This window comes from Streptomyces sp. NPDC002926, from assembly GCF_053591755.1.
Map to the genome: position 1 here is coordinate 246,082 of NZ_JBSFUK010000005.1, position 18,042 is coordinate 264,123.

Annotated in this window: 9 protein-coding genes; 8 read left to right on the forward strand and 1 reads right to left on the reverse strand. The window is 71.4% G+C overall.

The window, feature by feature from the left end:
• Window positions 1-43: 43 nt before the first annotated feature.
• A complete protein-coding gene (locus ACWDZ6_RS12740; protein ID WP_366730203.1) occupies window positions 44-1,285 on the reverse strand; it encodes a nucleotide sugar dehydrogenase in 1,242 nt (413 codons plus the stop codon).
• Window positions 1,286-1,513: 228 nt separating this feature from the next.
• Here ACWDZ6_RS12740 and ACWDZ6_RS12745 point away from each other — a divergent pair, with 228 nt between their 5' ends.
• The 8 genes from ACWDZ6_RS12745 to ACWDZ6_RS12780 all read left to right on the forward strand — a co-directional run bounded on the left by ACWDZ6_RS12745 (window position 1,514) and on the right by ACWDZ6_RS12780 (window position 17,899).
• Window positions 1,514-3,220, forward strand: a complete 1,707-nt coding sequence (locus ACWDZ6_RS12745) for a glycerol-3-phosphate dehydrogenase/oxidase (RefSeq protein WP_351444808.1) — start codon at window positions 1,514-1,516, stop codon at window positions 3,218-3,220.
• 331 nt (window positions 3,221-3,551) lie between these two features.
• The gene (locus ACWDZ6_RS12750; protein WP_451502838.1) at window positions 3,552-5,891 is read left to right on the forward strand and encodes a serine/threonine-protein kinase; all 2,340 of its coding nucleotides are present in this window, start codon (window positions 3,552-3,554) and stop codon (window positions 5,889-5,891) included.
• 140 nt (window positions 5,892-6,031) lie between these two features.
• The gene (locus ACWDZ6_RS12755) at window positions 6,032-8,887 is read left to right on the forward strand and encodes a protein kinase (protein ID WP_451502839.1); all 2,856 of its coding nucleotides are present in this window, start codon (window positions 6,032-6,034) and stop codon (window positions 8,885-8,887) included.
• 154 nt (window positions 8,888-9,041) lie between these two features.
• The gene (locus tag ACWDZ6_RS12760) at window positions 9,042-10,640 is read left to right on the forward strand and encodes a serine/threonine-protein kinase (RefSeq protein ID WP_451502840.1); all 1,599 of its coding nucleotides are present in this window, start codon (window positions 9,042-9,044) and stop codon (window positions 10,638-10,640) included.
• Window positions 10,641-10,669: 29 nt separating this feature from the next.
• Window positions 10,670-12,295, forward strand: coding sequence for a protein kinase domain-containing protein (locus ACWDZ6_RS12765; RefSeq protein ID WP_451502841.1), 1,626 nt, complete (start codon window positions 10,670-10,672; stop codon window positions 12,293-12,295).
• A 264-nt stretch (window positions 12,296-12,559) separates the two neighbouring features.
• Window positions 12,560-14,260, forward strand: a complete 1,701-nt coding sequence (locus ACWDZ6_RS12770) for a serine/threonine-protein kinase (RefSeq protein WP_451502965.1) — start codon at window positions 12,560-12,562, stop codon at window positions 14,258-14,260.
• Between the two features lie 104 nt (window positions 14,261-14,364).
• On the forward strand, window positions 14,365-15,981 hold the full coding sequence (locus tag ACWDZ6_RS12775) for a succinic semialdehyde dehydrogenase (protein ID WP_451502842.1): 1,617 nt from the start codon (window positions 14,365-14,367) through the stop codon (window positions 15,979-15,981).
• A 28-nt stretch (window positions 15,982-16,009) separates the two neighbouring features.
• Window positions 16,010-17,899 (forward strand): GMC oxidoreductase, encoded by a 1,890-nt coding sequence (locus tag ACWDZ6_RS12780; protein ID WP_451502843.1) that lies wholly within the window; start codon window positions 16,010-16,012, stop codon window positions 17,897-17,899.
• Window positions 17,900-18,042 lie beyond the last annotated feature (143 nt).

Here is an 18,042-nt window from a genome sequence, read left to right on the forward strand (position 1 = left end):
CGGTCCGACACCGCGGCATTCAGTTATGGAGCCGTTGTGGGACTCAGAGGCGGTGCGCCGCGCCGACCGGGGTGGCTCCCCTTGTGTCCAGCAGGAGCTGTGCCTTGACCGCGAGGCCCTGGAGGTCGTACGTGCGGTGGTGCTGGAGAAGCACCGTCAGATCCGCGCTGGCGGCGGCCTCGTAGAGCGAGTCGGCGCGGGGCACCGGCTGATCGCTGACGCGCCAGTCGGGGATGTACGGGTCGTGGTAGCTGACGGCCGCGCCGAGGTCCAGCAGACGGCGGGCGACCTCCGCCGCCGGGGAGCTCTCGAGGTCGGGGAGGTCCGGCTTGTAGGTGATGCCCATGAGCAGCACGCGCGCGCCGCGGGCCGATTTGCCGTGTTCGTTGAGGAGGGTGGCGCAGCGCTGGATGACGTACTGCGGCATCCGGGTGTTGATCTCCTGGGCGAGACCGACCATCCGCAAGGGGTGGCCGGGGGTACGGCCGGTCTGCGGGAGGCAGTTGGGGTCGAGGGGAACGCCGTGGCCGCCGACGCCGGGTCCGGGACGGAAGGCCTGGAAGCCGAACGGCTTGGTCTCGGCACAGCGGATGACATCCCACAGGTCGACGCCGAGATCGTGGCAGAGCACCGCCATCTCGTTGACCAGGGCGATGTTGACATGTCGGAAGTTCGTCTCGAGGACCTTGACGGTCTCGGCCTCCCGCGGACCGCGGGCGCGGACCACCTTGTCGGTGAGCCGGCCGTAGAAGGCGGCGGCCGATTCGGTGCAGGCCGGGGTGAGACCGCCGATGACCTTGGGGGTGTTGGCGTAGCCGTGCGTACGACTGCCCGGGTCGACGCGGCTGGGGGAGTAGGCGAGGTGGAAGTCGCGGCCGGCCCGCAGCCCGGAGCCTTCCTCGAGGATGGGGCGGAGGAAGTTCTCCGTGGTGCCGGGCTGGACGGCCGATTCCAGCAGCACGGTGGTGTGCGGGCGCAGCCGGGCCGACAGCGCCCGGGCGGCTTCGGCGACCGCTGTGAGGTCGAGGGTGCCGTCCGCGCCGAGAGGCGTGGGGGCGCAGATGACGGCGGTGCGTACGCGGCCGAGCTCGCCCGGGTCGGTGACGGTCCGGAAGCCCCCCGAGAGCATCCGGCGGATGTCGGCAGGGGTGCGTCCCGCGGCCGGTTCCGTGAGGTGGCGTGGGTCGGTGTCGTAGCCGATGGTCTCGATGCCGACGGCCACGGCGGCCTGGGCGAGGGGCAGGCCGAGGTGGCCGAGTCCGATGACGGCGAGATCTGCGGGCATGGCGTTGGCGTCCTTCCCGTAGCCGGAGGGGACAGAGAGCGCAAGCCCTGTGGGCAGAACGAGCGTGCGCAATGTCAGACTAGGCATAAATATGACTGATATGCCGCATTGCGGGCTTGTGGCTGTCCGAGTGTTATCCACAGCCGGTGGCTGAAGTCGACCAGGGCGGACAGAATCGACCTTGTGAGCCCGACCGCAGGGGACACACGGGGGCGACGGGAGGCAACAGTGAGGACAGCGACACTGGGACCCGCGGAGCGCGCGGAGGCGCTCGCCGGGATGGCCGAGCGTGAACTGGACGTGCTGGTAGTGGGCGCGGGCGTGGTCGGAGCCGGGACCGCGCTGGACGCCGCGACGCGCGGGCTCTCGACCGGTCTGGTCGAGGCGCGTGACTGGGCATCGGGCACGTCGAGCCGATCGAGCAAACTGATCCACGGCGGGCTGCGCTATCTGGAGATGCTGGACTTCGCGCTCGTACGGGAGGCGCTGAAGGAGCGCGGGCTGCTGCTGGAGCGGCTGGCGCCGCATCTGGTGAAGCCGGTGCCGTTCCTGTATCCACTGCAGCACAAGGGCTGGGAGCGGCTGTACGCCGGATCGGGCGTCGCGCTGTACGACGCGATGTCCGTGTCGTCGGGGCACGGGCGCGGACTGCCCGTCCACCGCCATCTCTCCCGGCGGCACGCACTGCAGGTCGCGCCCTGTCTGAAGAAGGACGCCCTGGTCGGGGCCTTGCAGTACTACGACGCCCAGATGGACGACGCACGCTATGTGGCGACGCTGGTGCGTACGGCGGCGAGCTATGGCGCCCAAGTCGCCAGCCGGGCCCGGGTGATCGGCTTCCTGCGGGAGGGCGAGCGGGTCGTCGGGGCGCGGGTGCAGGATGTGGAGGCCGGCGGGGAGTACGAGGTCCGGGCCAAACAGGTTGTCAACGCCACGGGTGTGTGGACGGACGACACCCAGGCACTGATCGGGGAGCGCGGGCAGTTCCATGTGCGCGCGTCCAAGGGCATCCATCTGGTGGTGCCCAAGGACCGGATCCACTCGACGACCGGGCTGATCCTGCGGACCGAGAAATCGGTGCTGTTCGTCATCCCGTGGGGCCGCCACTGGATCGTGGGGACGACGGACACCGACTGGGACCTCGACAAGGCCCATCCGGCGGCGTCCAGCGCGGACATCGACTATCTGCTGGAGCACGTCAACTCGGTGCTGGCGGTGCCGCTGACCCGGGACGACGTCGAGGGCGTGTACGCCGGTCTGCGGCCGCTGCTCGCCGGGGAGTCGGACGCGACCAGCAAACTGTCGCGCGAGCACACGGTCGCGCATCCGGTGCCGGGTCTTGTGGTCGTCGCGGGCGGCAAATACACGACGTACCGCGTGATGGCGAAGGACGCGGTGGATGAGGCCGTGCACGCGCTCGACCAGCGAGTGGCCGCATGCGTCACGGAGGACGTGCCACTGGTCGGCGCCGAGGGGTACGGCGCGCTGTGGAACGCGCGGGCGAGGATCGCGGCGCGGAGCGGACTTCATGTGGTGCGCGTGGAGCATCTGTTGAACCGGTACGGCTCGATGATCGAGGAGCTGCTGGCGCTGATCGCCGACGATCCGGCCCTCGGTGAGCCGCTGGGCAGTGCGGATGACTATCTGCGGGCCGAGATCGTCTATGCCGCATCGCACGAAGGGGCGCGGCATCTCGACGACGTGCTGACGCGGCGGACCCGGATATCCATCGAGACCTTCGACCGGGGGACACGGAGTGCACGCGAATGCGCGGAGCTGATGGCGCCGGTGCTGGGTTGGGACAAGGAGCAGATCCAGAAAGAGGTGGAGCACTACGAGAAGCGGGTGGAGGCTGAGCGTGAATCGCAGCGGCAGCCGGACGATCTGACGGCGGACGCGGCGCGGCTGGGGGCGCCGGACATCGTGCCGATCTGACCTCTGGGCGCTGTCCGGCACCGGCTCCGCACTTCCGGCCCTGAACCGGCGGAAACCGGCCTCGGGGGAGGCCGGTCCGGGGCGGCGAGTGGAGCGGAGGAGTGCAATCCGCTTGGCTGGGCAGGGCTACGACCAGCCAAGCGGTGAACTTCACACCGAGTAGTGGCATTGTGGGTGGTCCCATGCTTCCGGACCCGTCCTGACGGACGTCGGACCCGGGAGATACGCCGGTCCTGGAGTAGGGGACAATGGGGGCCCTGCCAGGGCGGGTTACCGCATCGCGCGGGAAGCGGCAGGCGCGGGCGAAGATCAGGGATCGCAGAGGGGACGCATGTCGGAGGCGGAGCAGTCGCGGGAGCCCCAGCGGGACACGGCCGAGGAGCCCCAGCGGGACGCCGGGCAGGATTCCGGAACGCAGCTCGACGCGGAGTCCAGGGACTCCAAGAAGGAGCTCGGCAAAGAGCCCGGGTCTGGGCCCGATCCTGAGCCCGTGAAGGGGGCCGGCGCGCGATCCGGGGCGGAGCCCGCAAAGGGTTCCGGAGGCTCCGGGCAGAGCTCGGAGCCGGGGTCTGACCAGGTCTCAGGGCGGGGCGCGGAGAAGGTTTCCGGTCACGGTGCCGAGGCCGGGTCCACCGAGGCCGCGTCTGCCGATGCCGCGTCCGGGTCCGAGACCGGGTCCGCCGCGTCCGGGGCCGAGGCCGGGTCCGGGGCGGGGTCCGAAGCCGGGACTGCCCGGCCCGGGGTCGAGTCCGGAGCCGGGGCCGTCGCGTCCGGGGCCCGGTCGGGGGCCGCGGCGTCCGGCACCGGGCAGGGTGCTGCCAAGGCTGCCGCGGACGGGAAGGACTCCGGACGCGAGGTCGAAGGGCGGCTTCTCGCCGGGCGTTACCGGCTCGGAGGCGTGCTCGGGCGCGGTGGCATGGGCACGGTCTGGCGGGCCGTCGACGAAACACTCGGCCGTACCGTCGCCGTGAAGGAACTGCGCTTCCCCAACAGCATCGACGAGGAAGAGAAGCGCCGGCTCATCACGCGCACGCTGCGCGAGGCCAAGGCGATCGCCCGGATCCGCAACAACAGCGCGGTGACCGTCTACGACGTCGTCGACGAGGACGACCGCCCGTGGATCGTCATGGAGCTCGTCGAAGGCAAGTCCCTCGCCGAAGCCGTGCGTGAGGACGGCACGCTGACGCCGCGACGGGCCGCCGAGGTCGGCCTGGCGATCCTCGACGTACTGCGTTCCGCGCACCGCGAGGGCATCCTGCATCGCGATGTGAAGCCGTCCAATGTGCTGATCGGCTCGGACGGACGGGTGGTGCTCACCGACTTCGGCATCGCGCAGGTCGAGGGCGACCCCTCGATCACCTCGACCGGCATGCTCGTCGGCGCCCCTTCGTACATCTCTCCCGAGCGCGCCCGCGGCCACAAGCCCGGGCCGGCCGCCGACCTCTGGTCGCTGGGAGGGCTGCTGTACGCGAGCGTCGAGGGCTGCCCGCCGTACGACAAGGGTTCCGCGATCGCGACGCTGACCGCCGTGATGACCGAGCCGCTCGACCCGCCGAAGAACGCGGGCCCGCTGGAGGAGGTCATTTACGGCCTGCTCGCCAAGGACCCCGATCAGCGTCTTGACGACGCGGGCGCACGGGCGTTGCTCATCGATGTACTGCACGCGCCCGAGGCGCCGGAACGGTTCGCCGAGCCGGAGCCGTCGCCGGAGGCCACCCGGGCCATAGCGATGCCGCCGGCCCCCCCGGCGCCGCCGCAGTCGAAGCCGAAGGACCCCGCCGCCGACCGGGTGCGCGGTGCGCTGCGCTCGGTACGGAACGCGGCGGCGGCCGCGAAGCCGGAACCGAAGCCGCGGCCCACGCCGCAGGCACCCGCCGCGCGGACCGCCCCGATGCGGGCGCCCCTCACCGATGTGGTGCCGCGCCGCACGCTGTTGATCATCGCGGTCCTCGCCGCGCTCGCCGTGCTGTCCACGGTGCTCTATCTGACGCTGGGCGACGACAAGGGCGCCAAGGGCGGCAAGAGCAAGTCCAAGAGTGACAAGTCCGCTTCGGCCGGGGCCACGAACGGCAGCACCGGCAAGGGCAAGGACACCGGTAAGGGCAAGGGCACGGGCACGGGTGCCGGCAAGGACAACACCGGCGGCAGCGGCGCCGGGGCCGGGAAGCCGTCGGGGAAGCCCAAGACCGACCGCCCCGCAGGCGGGAACGGGCTGCCGGCCGGATACGTAATGGTGTCCAACGACCAGTTCCACTTCACGATGGCGATGCCCAAGGGCTTCACGCTCACCGACATCGCGGGCCAGAACTCCGGCGGGATTTTCAGCGTCCGCAGTGGGTTCCCGCGCGTCCAGGTCGACTTCAACCCCAGCCCCAAGGACGACGCCGCCGCTGCCTGGAACGCGGCGATGCCGGGAACCGCAGGCAGCAGCAGTGGCTACAAGCACCTCGGGATCAGCAAGGTCGAGTACAACGGCTATCCGACCGTCGCCGACTGGCAGTTCGAGCGCAATCAGGGCGGTCAGCGGGTACGGGTCCTCAACAGGGGCTTCAGGGTGGATGCCACGCACGGCTACTCGATCATGATCACGTGCAAGGCCGGCGAGTGGGAGAGCGCGGAGTGCGAGACGCTGCGCAGGACGGCGTTCGCCACATTCAAGCCCAAGGACTGAGCAAGGCCACGTATCGTGAGAGCTCGCGGACGGTACGCAGCCGCAAGGGGTCGTAAGAGGCCGTCAAACGACCGGAATTGACGGTTTGATGCGGACTTCCGGGACCAGCCGGGGGGACAGCGCGCTCGTGGGGAGGCGTCGTGGACGACTATGCGGGACGGGTGCTCGCCGACCGCTACCGCCTGCCGCTGCTGCCCTCCGATGCGTACGAACTGGTCGAGACCCGCGCGTTCGACACGTACAGCGGACAGGAAGTCCTGGTGCGGCAGGTGCCGTTACCGGAGGTCGTGGACGCGGAGGTGCTCGACGCGGACGGCATGGCCGGGGTCGCGGTACCGAGAAGGGCGCAGGGGCGTACGACGCGGCGGCCCACGGACCCGGCGGTGCGGCGGGCCATCGACGCGGCACAGGCCGCCGCGCAGATCCCCGACCACCCGCGCCTGGACCAGGTCTTCGACGTCTTCGCCGAGGGCGGCTCGCTCTGGATAGTGAGCGAACGTGTCGCGGCCCGGCCGCTGGCGGCGCTCCTCGCGGAGAAGCCGCTCAGCCCGTACCGGGCGGCCGAGGTCGCCTCCGATGTGCTCACCGCGCTCCGTGTGCTGCATGCGCACGGCTGGACCCACCGGAACATCACCGTCCGTACGGTGCTCGTCTGCGACGACGGGCGCGTGGTTCTGACCGGACTCGCCTCCGGCGCGGCTGAGGAGGCGCTCTGCGGGTATGCCCCGGTGCCGGCGCCGCCGGACGAGAGCGACCAGCAGGACGAGGTTCTTGACGCGGAGCTGGAGCCCCTGCCGGCGGCGGGAGTTCCCGCATCCCCGGGGCGGGCCGCGCTGGAGGCCGCCCGCTCGGTGGATGCGGACGACGACGACGCCGACGTGGCGGAGGACGGTCCGTACGAGGCTCCGTCCGCAGCTCCGGTCGCGCTGCCGGGCAGCGGGGCCGGTGGTGGTGGTGTGCCGGATGTCCGCGCCGCCAGGGCGGGCGCGATCGCCGCGTACCGCGCGGGCGCCCGGGCCGCGGCACGCGCCGGCGGCGACCGGCCCCAGGACGGCGCGCCGGGCGACCCGCTGGACCGCCCGGTGCAGACCGGTTATGACCCGGACTGGTGGGCCCAGCGGCCGGGCGATCTGCGTCCGGCCATCGATGTGGACGACATCGACGACGACGAGGACGACGGGGAGGACGAGGGCGGCTGGTATCCGGGTGACGGCTCTCGCGGCCCCGGCCATGCCCGGCTGGCGGGGACGTGGCACGACGGGCCGCTCGCGGGCGGTGAAGGACCCGGCTCCGTACCCGCGGGCGGCAGCGGCATGTCCGCTCCTGGCATGCCCACAGGCGGCAGGCCCGCCGGCGGTGAACTGCCGTACGGGGTCCGCCGGGCGGCGCCGGACAACGGCCCTCGCTCCGACCGTGACCGCTCGGGTGACCGCTCCGGTGGCAGCCCTTACGGCGCCCGGCCCGCGCTGCCCGCCCCGCGGCACGGCAGTGGCCACGCCCCGCAAGGCAGCGGCGACCCCTACGGCGCCGGGCCCACGCTGCCCGGCGCCCGGTCCGGCCATCGGCCCTCCGCACCGGCCGCAGGCAGCGGCGGGAGCTGGGAGCACGGCGGTGGTGGGGACGCACTGCGCGCGGACGCCCAGCGGCAGCCCGTCGCGGCCGGCAGCGGCGCCCCCACCGGGCGTTGGGACGAGATCGTCGCGAGCGGCAGTACACCCGCGTACCGCGGCCCCGCCACGCCACTGGCTGCCGAGCGCGCCCGGCAGGCCCGCATCGCGGTTGTCGGTGCCGTCACCGAGCGGTGGGCGCCCGAGCAGGCCGGACCCGTCCACGAGAACTGGCAGTTGGCGGCCCCGGTCGGCCCCTCGACCGATCTCTGGGCACTCGGCGCGCTGCTCTACCGGGCCGTGCAGGGCCACGCCCCGTACCCCGAGGAGAGCGCCGTCGAGCTGGTCCAGCTCGTCTGCGCCGAGCCGCCCGCGTTCGCCGAGGAGTGCGGTCCGCTGCGCCCCGTGGTCGAGTCGCTGCTGCGCCAGGACCCCACCGAACGACCGGACTTCGAGGAGCTGCGCGGCTGGCTGCGTTCGCTCGTACGGTCCGCGCCCGAGCCCGAGGCCGGCATGGACGTCGTGCCGCTGCCGTCGAGCGTGGTCGACGGCACGCGGTTGCCCGTCGTACGCCGCCGGGGCGAGCTGGTGCGCAGGCGCCGCGCGGGCTCGGCCGAGGTGGTCCACGGCCGCCACCGTCACGCGAAGTCCAGGCGCGAGCGGCGCGGACGCGGTGAGCGCGGGCCGCGGGCGCTCGGCCGCACCCTCCTGCTGCTCGTCCTGGTCGTCCTGGTGGCCGCCGTCGCGTACGCGGTGCTGTTCATGCCGAAGTCCGGCTCGGAGCAACAGGACCAGCCGCAGCCGAAGAACGGCGGCCGCCCTTCGGCCACCGGCGCGAGCCCGGACCGTTCCGCCCCGGACAGCCCGCCCACGACCTCCAACGGCAGCCCCGGAGGTGCCCAGCAGCCCCAGACATCGGCCCCGGCCGGGAAACTCCCGCACGGTTACGCGCTGCGCAAGGACCCCGAAGGCTTCCAGATCGCCGTCGACAAGACCTGGCAGCGCCGTCCCATCAACGACAGCGGTCAAGTCCGCTACGCCGACGGAGATTTCACCCTGATAGTTGTCCCCGGCCGGGACACGGTGAAGGCCAACGGCACCGATCCGCTGGTCTACCAGCGCGACAAGGAGCGAGAGCTCCAGCCGTTCCGGGACTCCTCCTGGGCGGGGGCGACCGGGCTGCGCCGTATCGACGTCGGGCAGCGGGCCATGGCCGAGGGCCAGTTCACCTGGCAGGACAGCAGCGGCCGTGAGGTCTACGTACGCAACCTCGCCCTGATCGTCGACGGCAGCTATCACGTAGTCCAGGTGATCGGCCCGGAGAACCAGCGGGACAAGGTGACGGAGGCCTACCAGGAGGCCACGAACGCCTACCGCGCGACCCGTTAGACATCCGTCCTCCTGCTGTACACCCGTTAGCGGCTGTTTTGCCTCTCGTTGCGCAGAGTCACAAGCATCACAGTGAGGTCACTTGAGCCATCCGAGGTTCCGCGCCCGTACTTCACCTCCGTAACCTGTGATCCCAAGGAACGGGGCGGGGGACGTGGAACACAGTCAGAGCACGGGCGAGGGTCTCTTGCTCGCCGGGCGTTACCGGCTGAGCGAGACGATCGGCAGCGGCGGCATGGGCAAGGTCTGGCGCGCACATGACGAGGTGCTGCACCGGGTCGTCGCGGTCAAGGAGTTGACGGCCGGTCGCTATGCCTCCGAGGCCGACCGGATTGTCCTGCATGCCCGCACCCAGAAAGAGGCCCGGGCCGCCGCCCGGATCAGCCACCCCGGTGTCGTCACCGTCCATGACGTGCTCGAGCACGACTCGCGCCCCTGGATCGTCATGCAGTACGTCGACGGGCCTTCGCTGGCCGACGCGGCCAAGGAGTCCGGACGGATCCACGCGCTCGAGGCCGCCCGCGTCGGGCTGCACGTACTGCGCGCGCTGGGCGCCGCGCACGCCGCCGGTGTGCTCCACCGGGACGTCAAGCCCGCCAACGTACTGCTCAGCCGCGATGGCCGGGTCCTGATCACCGACTTCGGGATCGCCTCGATCGAGGGTGACTCGACGATTACCCGCACCGGGGAAATCGTCGGATCCATCGACTACTTGGCTCCCGAGCGGGTGCGCGGCGCCGATCCGGGGCCCGCTTCCGACCTCTGGTCACTGGGCGCGACGCTCTACGCGGCGGTGGAGGGCGAATCGCCGTTCCGCCGCTCCTCGCCGCTCGCCACCATGCAGGCGGTGGTGGCCGAGGAACCGCGCCGTCCCGAGTCGGCGGGCCTGCTCACGCCCGTGATCATGGAGCTGTTGCGCAAGGACCCCGCCACCCGTCCTTCGGCCGCCGAGGCTGAACGGATGCTGCTGCAGGCGATGGACGGGCGGGGACCGGCCGCGAAGCAGCCGCAGGTGCCCGCTCAGCGGGCGACCCAGCGGCACGCACGGCCCGAGACCGCCAGGATGGCCGCGCCGACGCGGCGCGCCCCTGCCCCGGTCACCGCCGACACCGACATCAACAGCACCGCTTCCGCGTCGGCGCCACGGCGCGGCGGCCGGCTGCGCATGGCGGCGATCGTGGTCGTGCTCGCCGCCGTCGTCGGCGGCGGTGCGGGACTGGCCGCCATGAAGTACGGGGCCGCCAAGGACGGTTCGGGACGTACGGGCACCCAGTCGACCCCGGACGCCTCGGCGCCCGCGTCCGCACCGTCCGGCTGGCACCGTGTCGAGGACCCGGAGGGCTTCAGCCTGCTGGTACCGGAGGGCTGGACACGCCAGACGGACGGCGACCAGATCGACTACACGCCCGACAACGGCCGTCATCGCATCCGGATCAGCAGTGACACTTCGCCGGACTTCGAGAATCCGTACATGCATATGCTGGACATCGAGAAGACCCTCAAGCGCCTGCCCAAGTACCAGAAGGTGAAGCTGCGCCCCAACACCTTCCGTGACCAGACGAACTCCGCGCTCTGGGAGTTCACCTGGACCGAGAAGAAGGACTTCCCGGGCAAGCGGCGGGCCATCGACCAGATGTACTACGAGGACGACGGCACGGAGTACGCGCTCTACATGTCGGGCCCGGCCGAGGACTGGGCGACGACTCGCGAACAGTTCGACACCATGCTCCGCGGCTGGCGGCCTCCGGCATGATGGACGCAGACTGATCGAGAGGGAGTTGCGTGTCCGAGGAATCGCGGCTGATCGCGGGCCGCTACCGGCTCCTGGACCGGCTTGGGCGCGGGGGCATGGGCACCGTGTGGCGTGCGGACGACGAGCTGCTGGGCCGTCGTGTCGCCGTCAAGGAGCTCCATCCGGACGACGGGAACTCCGGTCGCCCGGCGTCTCCGTACACCTCGGCGGCCGCACCCCTGCGCGAGGCCCGCGCCGTCGCCCGGGTCAAGCATCCGCATGTCATCGTCGTCCATGACGTGGTGGTGGACGACGGACTCGCGTACATCGTCATGGAATTGGTCGACGGCGGCTCGCTCGCCGAACGGATCTCGCGCCGGGGTCCCCTCGATGTGGCGGAGGCGGCGCGGATGGGGCTCGCGCTGCTCGGCGCGCTGCGCGCCGCCCACGGGCTCGGGGTGCTGCACCGGGATCTCAAGCCCGCCAACGTGCTGCTGGAGGAGTCCACCGGACGGGTCGTCCTCACCGACTTCGGTATCGCGCAGTTCGCCGGGTCCACGACGATCACCGAGTCGGGATCGTTCGTCGGATCGCCGGAGTACACCGCACCGGAGCGGATGTCGGGCGACACGGCCGGCCCCGAGTCCGATCTGTGGTCGCTCGGTGTGCTGCTGTGCGCGGCGCTCAGCGGTGAATCGCCGTTCCGTCGTGACTCGTTGGGTGGCATCCTGCACGCCGTCGTCGAGGACGAGATCCGCCCGCCCGCGCAGGCAGCCCCGCTGCTGCCCGTCGTCCTGGGGCTTCTCGAGCGGGACCCGGAGCGCCGGCTCGGTGCGACGGAGGCGGAGGAGCTGCTGCGCACGTACATCACGACGGGCTCGCTGCCGGTCGTCGCGGCGCAGTACACACCCACCCGCCATGACGTGCCGCTCCCGTCCACGCCCCGGCAGCCGGTCACCGCGCCGGCGCCCCCGTCCGCGCCCCGCCGCCGCGCGCCGCTCCTGCTCGCCGCCGTCCTGGTCGCCGCGCTGGCCGGAGCGGGCGGAGCGGCCGCGGTGCTGCTGCAGGACGACGGGCCGGGCGGCGGAGCACAGGCCGCGGGAACGCCGGGCCGTACGGTCGCGAGCAGTACGCCTCCGGTACGTACCGCACCGTCACCCGCCCCTGTCGCGAAGCCGAACCCCACGGTGACCGTCACCACCTCCGCTCCCGTACCCGCCAACGCGCCGGTGGCGCCGGAGGGTTACGTCACGGTGACCGACCCGGACGGGTTCGCGCTCGCCGTCCCCGAGGGCTTCGTCCGCTCCGAGGACGACAAACGGGTCTACTTCATGGCGCCGGACAAGGGCATCAGAATCGGCGTCCGGCTGCAGAACCCCGCCTCCGACGGGCCGCTCGGCTCGATGCAACGCTCGGACACCGACGGGCCGAACACCAATCCCGGCTACCGCGACGGCAAGGTCACCCCGACCACGCACAACGGACTGCCCGCCGCGCTCTGGGAGTTCACCTGGAACGGTTTCTCCCAGGCGGAGGGGTCCCGGCACACGTTCGACATCTGCTGGGACGAGAACGGCAGGATGTACGACGTCTGGGTCTCGGCGCCGGTCGGCCGACTCGACGAGGCGCGACGGCACTTCGACACCGCGCTCGACTCCTTCACGCCGCGAAAGTGACGAGGGGACACGGTCACGGGTCTGTATTCGCTCCTGTGCCCCGGTGACATCCACATCCAGATATGGCCAGGATGTGAGCATGACCAACAATGGGGGACGGGCGAACGAGCCCGCCGGCTACGGACGCCGACCGCTGAACCAGGATCTGTGAGCCCGTCGGGGCAGCCGGAGCCGGAGCCGGCTCGCAGAGGCGACGGCGGCAGTGGTGAGGGGCGGCTGGTCGGCGGCCGCTACCGGCTGACCGTACGTGTCGGATCCGGCGGCATGGGCACGGTCTGGCAGGCGCGCGACGAACTCGTCGGCCGGGACTGCGCGGTGAAGGAGCCACGGCTGCCGGGGGATCCCCGCGACCCTTCCCAGCAGCGGCTCTACGAACGGCTGAGGCGGGAGGCCAGGGCCGCGGCCCAGGTCGAGCACCCGGCGGCCGTGGCCGTCCACGATGTGGTGATGGACGGTGGACTCCCCTGGATCGTCATGGAGTTGATCCGTGGCGAATCCCTGAACGAACGACTCAAGCGCGGTTCGCTGTCTCCGGCCGAGGCGGCACGGATCGGGCTGGCCGTGGCGGGCGCGCTGGGCGCGGCGCACGCGAAGGGGATCGTCCACCGGGATGTGAAGCCCGCGAATGTGCTGCTCGGTCCGCACGGCCGGGTGGTGCTCACCGACTTCGGTATCGCGCGGATCCAGGGCGAGGAGCCGCTGACGGTGAGCGGTGAGTTCGTCGGCTCGCTCGAGTTCATCGCGCCGGAGCGGATGTCGGGCGTCATGGCCGGCCCGGAGGCGGACCTGTGGTCGCTGGGTGTGCTGCTGTACGCGGCGGTGGAGGGCTGGTCGCCGTTCCGCCGTACGACTCTGGAGTCGACGCTCGCGGCGATCCTCCAGGCCGATGCCCCGAAGCCGGTCCGGGCGGGCCCACTGGCGGAGTTGATCGTCCGCCTGCTCTCGAAGGACCCGGAACACCGGTCGCCCGTCGACGAGGTGGAGAGGGAACTGGCGGCGGTCGCGGCGGGCAGCGCGTCGACGCTGGGGCCGACGGCCACGGCTGCCGCGCCGGAGACCGAGAGCAGTCCGGAGGCGGAGCGGCCGGGATCCGAGGTGGACCGGCCCGCGGCCGGGTCGACCGGAGCCGGCCGGCTGCCCGGGACGCGGAGGGCCCAGCAGGCGGATACGGACGACTCGGGCAGGGCCGACGCCGACGCTGCCGCTGACGCCGGCTCCGGGACCTTACGGCTCGGGGGCCGCGCACCCGCCCCGGCGGCGGCACAAGGCCCCTCGACGCCACCAAGGCTCCCGGCCCGCGCCCGTATCGGGCTCGCCGCGACAGCAGGAGCCGTCGCCCTCGGTATCGCGGTCTGGGCGTACGCATCTGCCCCGCCCGACACCGGTAACGGCAAGCGCGCCGGCGCATCCACCCGTACCGCACCACCGCCCATGGAGACCCCGGAGGCCTGGCAGACCTGGCGGCCCCACCTCGAGTCCCGGCTCGACGCGGAGATCTCCGTGCCCTCCACGTACAGACGTGAACCCGTCACCTCCGGGGCCGGACTCGCGAAGGACAAGGAGATCACCTTCGAGGAGCGCGGCAACCCCGTCCGGGTCGAGCTCAAGCGCGCCGACAAGACGACGGGCACGGCCGTCCGGTGGGCGCGGAACGAGTTGAAGTGGCTGAAGGGCGGTGGCCCGCGCGCGGGCCGGTTCACGGCGTCGGAGGCGAAGGGCACCGTCGTGCCGGCCAACCACCACGGCGTCGACGCGGCCCTGCTCGACGTGACGTACTTCGCGCAGGAGGGCGACACCGCGAGCCCGGTCCACCGTCTGGCGTTCTACGTCGTCACCGAGGCCGGCGAGCACTACACGGTGCTCGTCGAGATGCCCGGCGGCGGCAAGGAAGAGGCCGCTGGACAGGATCTCTTCCGGGGCGTACGGAAGCGGCTGAAGCTCGGAAAAGCCGAGACAAGCCCCTGATCAGGCCTTATCTGCCAGCGATCGCTGGCGTGATGGTGAGGGGCTGGTGAAAAGCCGTTACCGACGGGTACCCAAAGTTCCGGATGCGGCATACCCTCGCCCCCATGACGGACTCGCAGGCCACCGCCGCCGCCCCCGGCACCAACCCGACAGCCGCCGCGCCGGCCGGTGCGCGCACCGCAGCCGATGTGGTCACCCCCGAGGTGGTCGCCCAGCTCACTCGTGGTGTGGTCGGCTCCGGCCGTACCGCCAACCACACCCCGTTCACCGGGGAGAAGCTGGCCGACCTGCCCGAGTCCACCCCTCAGGACGTGGCGGAGGCCTTCGAACGCGCCCGCGCCGCCCAGCCCGTCTGGGCCGCGACACCGGCCCGCGCTCGCGCCGCCGTCCTGCTGCGCTTCCACGATCTGGTCCTGGAGCGCCAGGCCGAAGTCCTCGATCTCATCCAGCTGGAGACCGGCAAGGCCCGGCTGCACGCGCACGAAGAGGTCCAGGCCGTCGCCGTCGCCGCCCGCCACTACGGCCGCAAGGCGCCCGCCTATCTCAAGCCCAAGCGCCACACCGGTGTCGTTCCCGTCCTCACCAAGACCACCGAACTGCGCCAGCCGCGCGGCGTCATCGGCCAGATCGCGCCCTGGAACTACCCGTTGGAGCTCTCCGTCGGCGATGCGCTGCCCGCGTTCGTCTCCGGCAACGCCGTCGTGATGAAGCCCGACACCGAGACCGCGCTCACCGCGCTGTGGGCCCGCGATCTGCTCATCGAGGCGGGCCTGCCCGCCGGCGTCTTCCAGATCGTCCTCGGCGAAGGACCGGTCGTCGGCCCCGAGGTCGTCAAGCACGCCGACTATGTCTCCTTCACCGGATCCACCCGTACCGGCCGCGAGGTGGCCCAGGGAGCCGCGGCCCGGCTGATCGGCGTCTCCCTCGAACTCGGCGGCAAGAACGCCATGCTGGTGCTGAAGGACGCGGACATCGAGAAGGCCGCGGCCGGAGCGGTACGCGCCTGCTTCTCCTCCGCCGGCCAGCTGTGCATCTCCATCGAGCGGCTGTACGTCCACGAGTCGATCGCCGACGCGTTCGTGGAGCGCTTCGCCGCGCGCACGAAGGCGATGCGCCTCGGCAAGTCCCTCGCGTACGGCGCCGACATGGGCTCGCTCGTCGGCGAGCGCCAGCTGGAGACCGTCACCCGCCATGTCGAGGAGGCCGTCGCCAAGGGCGCGACGCTCGTCGCGGGCGGCGTCGCGCGCCCCGACATCGGCCCGCTGTTCTACGAGCCGACCATCCTCGACGGTGTCGAGGCGCCGATGGCCGTATGCACCGAGGAGACCTTCGGCCCGGTCGTATCCATCTATCGCTTCACGGACGAGGACAAGGTCGTCGAGCAGGCCAACGCCACTCCGTACGGGCTGAACTCGAGCGTCTGGACCAAGGACGGCAAGCGCGGCCACGCGGTCGCGGCGAAGCTGCGCACCGGCACGGTCAACATCAATGAGGGCTACGCCCCGGCGTACGGCAGCGTCCAGTCCCCGATGGGCGGCATGAAGGACTCCGGCCTCAGCCGGCGGCACGGCTCCGAGGGCATCCTCAAGTACACCGAGGCACAGACCGTCGCCCAGCAGCGACTGATGCCGCTGGGGCCGTCCTTCGGCATGGACGACGAGAAGTACGCCGCGTTCATGAGCGCCGGCCTGAAGGCGATGAAGGCCTTGCGCCTGCGCTAGTTTCCGCTGTTTTCGTACGAGGAGAGCCATGTCCCAGGTACCCCCTGCCCAGAATCAGGCCGCCGAGAGCGGCGAACAACCGGTCGCCGAGCCGGTCGCCGAACTGGTCCCTGAGCCGGTCTCCGCGCCGGCCGCGGACTCGGACTCCGACCCGGCGTACGACTACGACGTCATCGTCGTCGGCTCGGGCTTCGGCGGCTCGGTCACCGCGCTGCGGCTGACCGAGAAGGGTTACCGGGTGGGGGTCCTGGAGGCGGGCCGCCGCTTCACCCCCGAGACCCTGCCCAAGAACTCCTGGGACATCAAGAACTATCTGTGGGCCCCCGCGCTCGGCCTGTACGGAATCCAGCGCGTGCATCTGCTCGGCAAGGTGATGGTGCTGGCGGGCGCGGGCGTCGGCGGCGGGTCGCTCAACTACGCCAACACGCTGTACGTGCCGCCCACGCCCTTCTTCGAAGACCCGCAGTGGAAGGACATCACGGACTGGCAGCAGGAGCTGTCGCCCTATTACGACCAGGCCAAGCGGATGCTGGGCGTACGGCTCAACCCGACGATGACCCCCTCCGACGTGCATCTCAAGGCGACGGCGCAGGCGATGGGTGTCGGCGACAGCTTCCACATGGCTCCGGTCGGTGTTTTCTTCGGCGACGGCGAGGACGCCGACGGTACGTCGAAGGCCGCTCCCGGCTCGACGGTCGAGGATCCGTACTTCGGCGGCGCCGGTCCGTCCCGCAAGGCGTGCACCGAGTGCGGCGAGTGCATGACGGGCTGCCGGCACGGCGCGAAGAACACCCTCAACGAGAACTACCTCTACCTGGCCGAGAAGGCCGGGGCCGTCATCCACCCGATGACGACGGTCGCCTCGATCAGCGAGGACCCGGAGGGCGGCTTCCACGTCACGACCGTCCCGACGGACGCACGCAAGAAGGCCGAGCCGAAGCTGCTGCGAGCCGGACGCGTGGTCGTGGCGGCGGGCACGTACGGCACCCAGACCCTGCTGCACACCATGAAGGACCAAGGTCTGCTGCCACATGTCTCGGCCCGGCTCGGCGAGCTGACCCGTACCAACTCCGAGGCGATCGTCGGCGCCCAGACCGACAACCGCCGCTACCGCAAGCGGCACGGCGTGGACAAGGTCGACTTCACGCGAGGAGTGGCGATCACATCCTCGGTCCACCCCGACGCGAACACCCATATCGAGCCGGTCCGCTACGGCAAGGGCTCGAACGCCATGGGTGGTATGACGATCCTCCAGGTTCCCTACAGTGCGCGGTCGCGGGTCGCCGGCTGGTTCGGCAATCTGGCCAGGCACCCCTGGCTCGCGGCCCGCTCGCTCTCCAACCGCCGCTGGTCGGAGCGGACCATCATCGGACTGGTCATGCAGTCGCTGGACAACTCGCTGACCACGTACCGCAAGCCGGGCGGCATCGGGAAGGGCCTGCTCACCGCCCGCCAGGGCCACGGCGCACCGAACCCGAACCAGATTCCCGAGGCGACGCGCGCGGCCTCGCTGCTCGCCGAGGAGATCAACGGTTTCGCGGGATCGAACATCGGCGAGCTGATGGGGACCCCGCTGACGGCCCACTTCCTGGGCGGCTGCCCGATCGGCGCCTCCGCCGAGGACGGCGTCATCGATCCGTACCACCGGCTCTACGGCCACCCGGGCATCTCGGTCGTCGACGGCGCGGCGGTGTCGGCGAACCTCGGTGTGAACCCGTCCCTGACCATTACGGCGCAGGCCGAGCGGGCGATGTCGTTCTGGCCCAACAAGGGCGAGGAGGACCCGCGTCCGGAACAGGGCGCGGCGTACGAACGGCTGGCGGCGGTCGCGCCGAAGTCACCGGCGGTCCCTGAGGAGGCATTCGGCGCGCTGAAGCTGCCGTTCCTGGGTATGCCGGCGGTCCCGCCGAAGAAGTGATCCGGCCTCCGTACGCACGGGGGCCGGGAGGTACCGACGCCGGACTCACGTTCGCCGGACCTGCCCAGGCCGGACTCGCGTTCGCCGGGACACACGAAAGCCGCTGCACCCCCCTCCGAGTGCAGCGGCCTTCTGGCTTGTGG

Bases quoted from the DNA above. Each gene is read 5' to 3' on its own strand.
- ACWDZ6_RS12740 (WP_366730203.1), bottom strand. From the start codon at position 1,285: ATGCCCGCAGATCTCGCCGTCATCGGACTCGGCCACCTCGGCCTGCCC.
- ACWDZ6_RS12750 (WP_451502838.1), top strand. From the start codon at position 3,552: ATGTCGGAGGCGGAGCAGTCGCGGGAGCCCCAGCGGGACACGGCCGAG.
- ACWDZ6_RS12770 (WP_451502965.1), top strand. From the start codon at position 12,560: ATGGGCACGGTCTGGCAGGCGCGCGACGAACTCGTCGGCCGGGACTGC.
- ACWDZ6_RS12775 (WP_451502842.1), top strand. From the start codon at position 14,365: ATGACGGACTCGCAGGCCACCGCCGCCGCCCCCGGCACCAACCCGACA.
- ACWDZ6_RS12780 (WP_451502843.1), top strand. From the start codon at position 16,010: ATGTCCCAGGTACCCCCTGCCCAGAATCAGGCCGCCGAGAGCGGCGAA.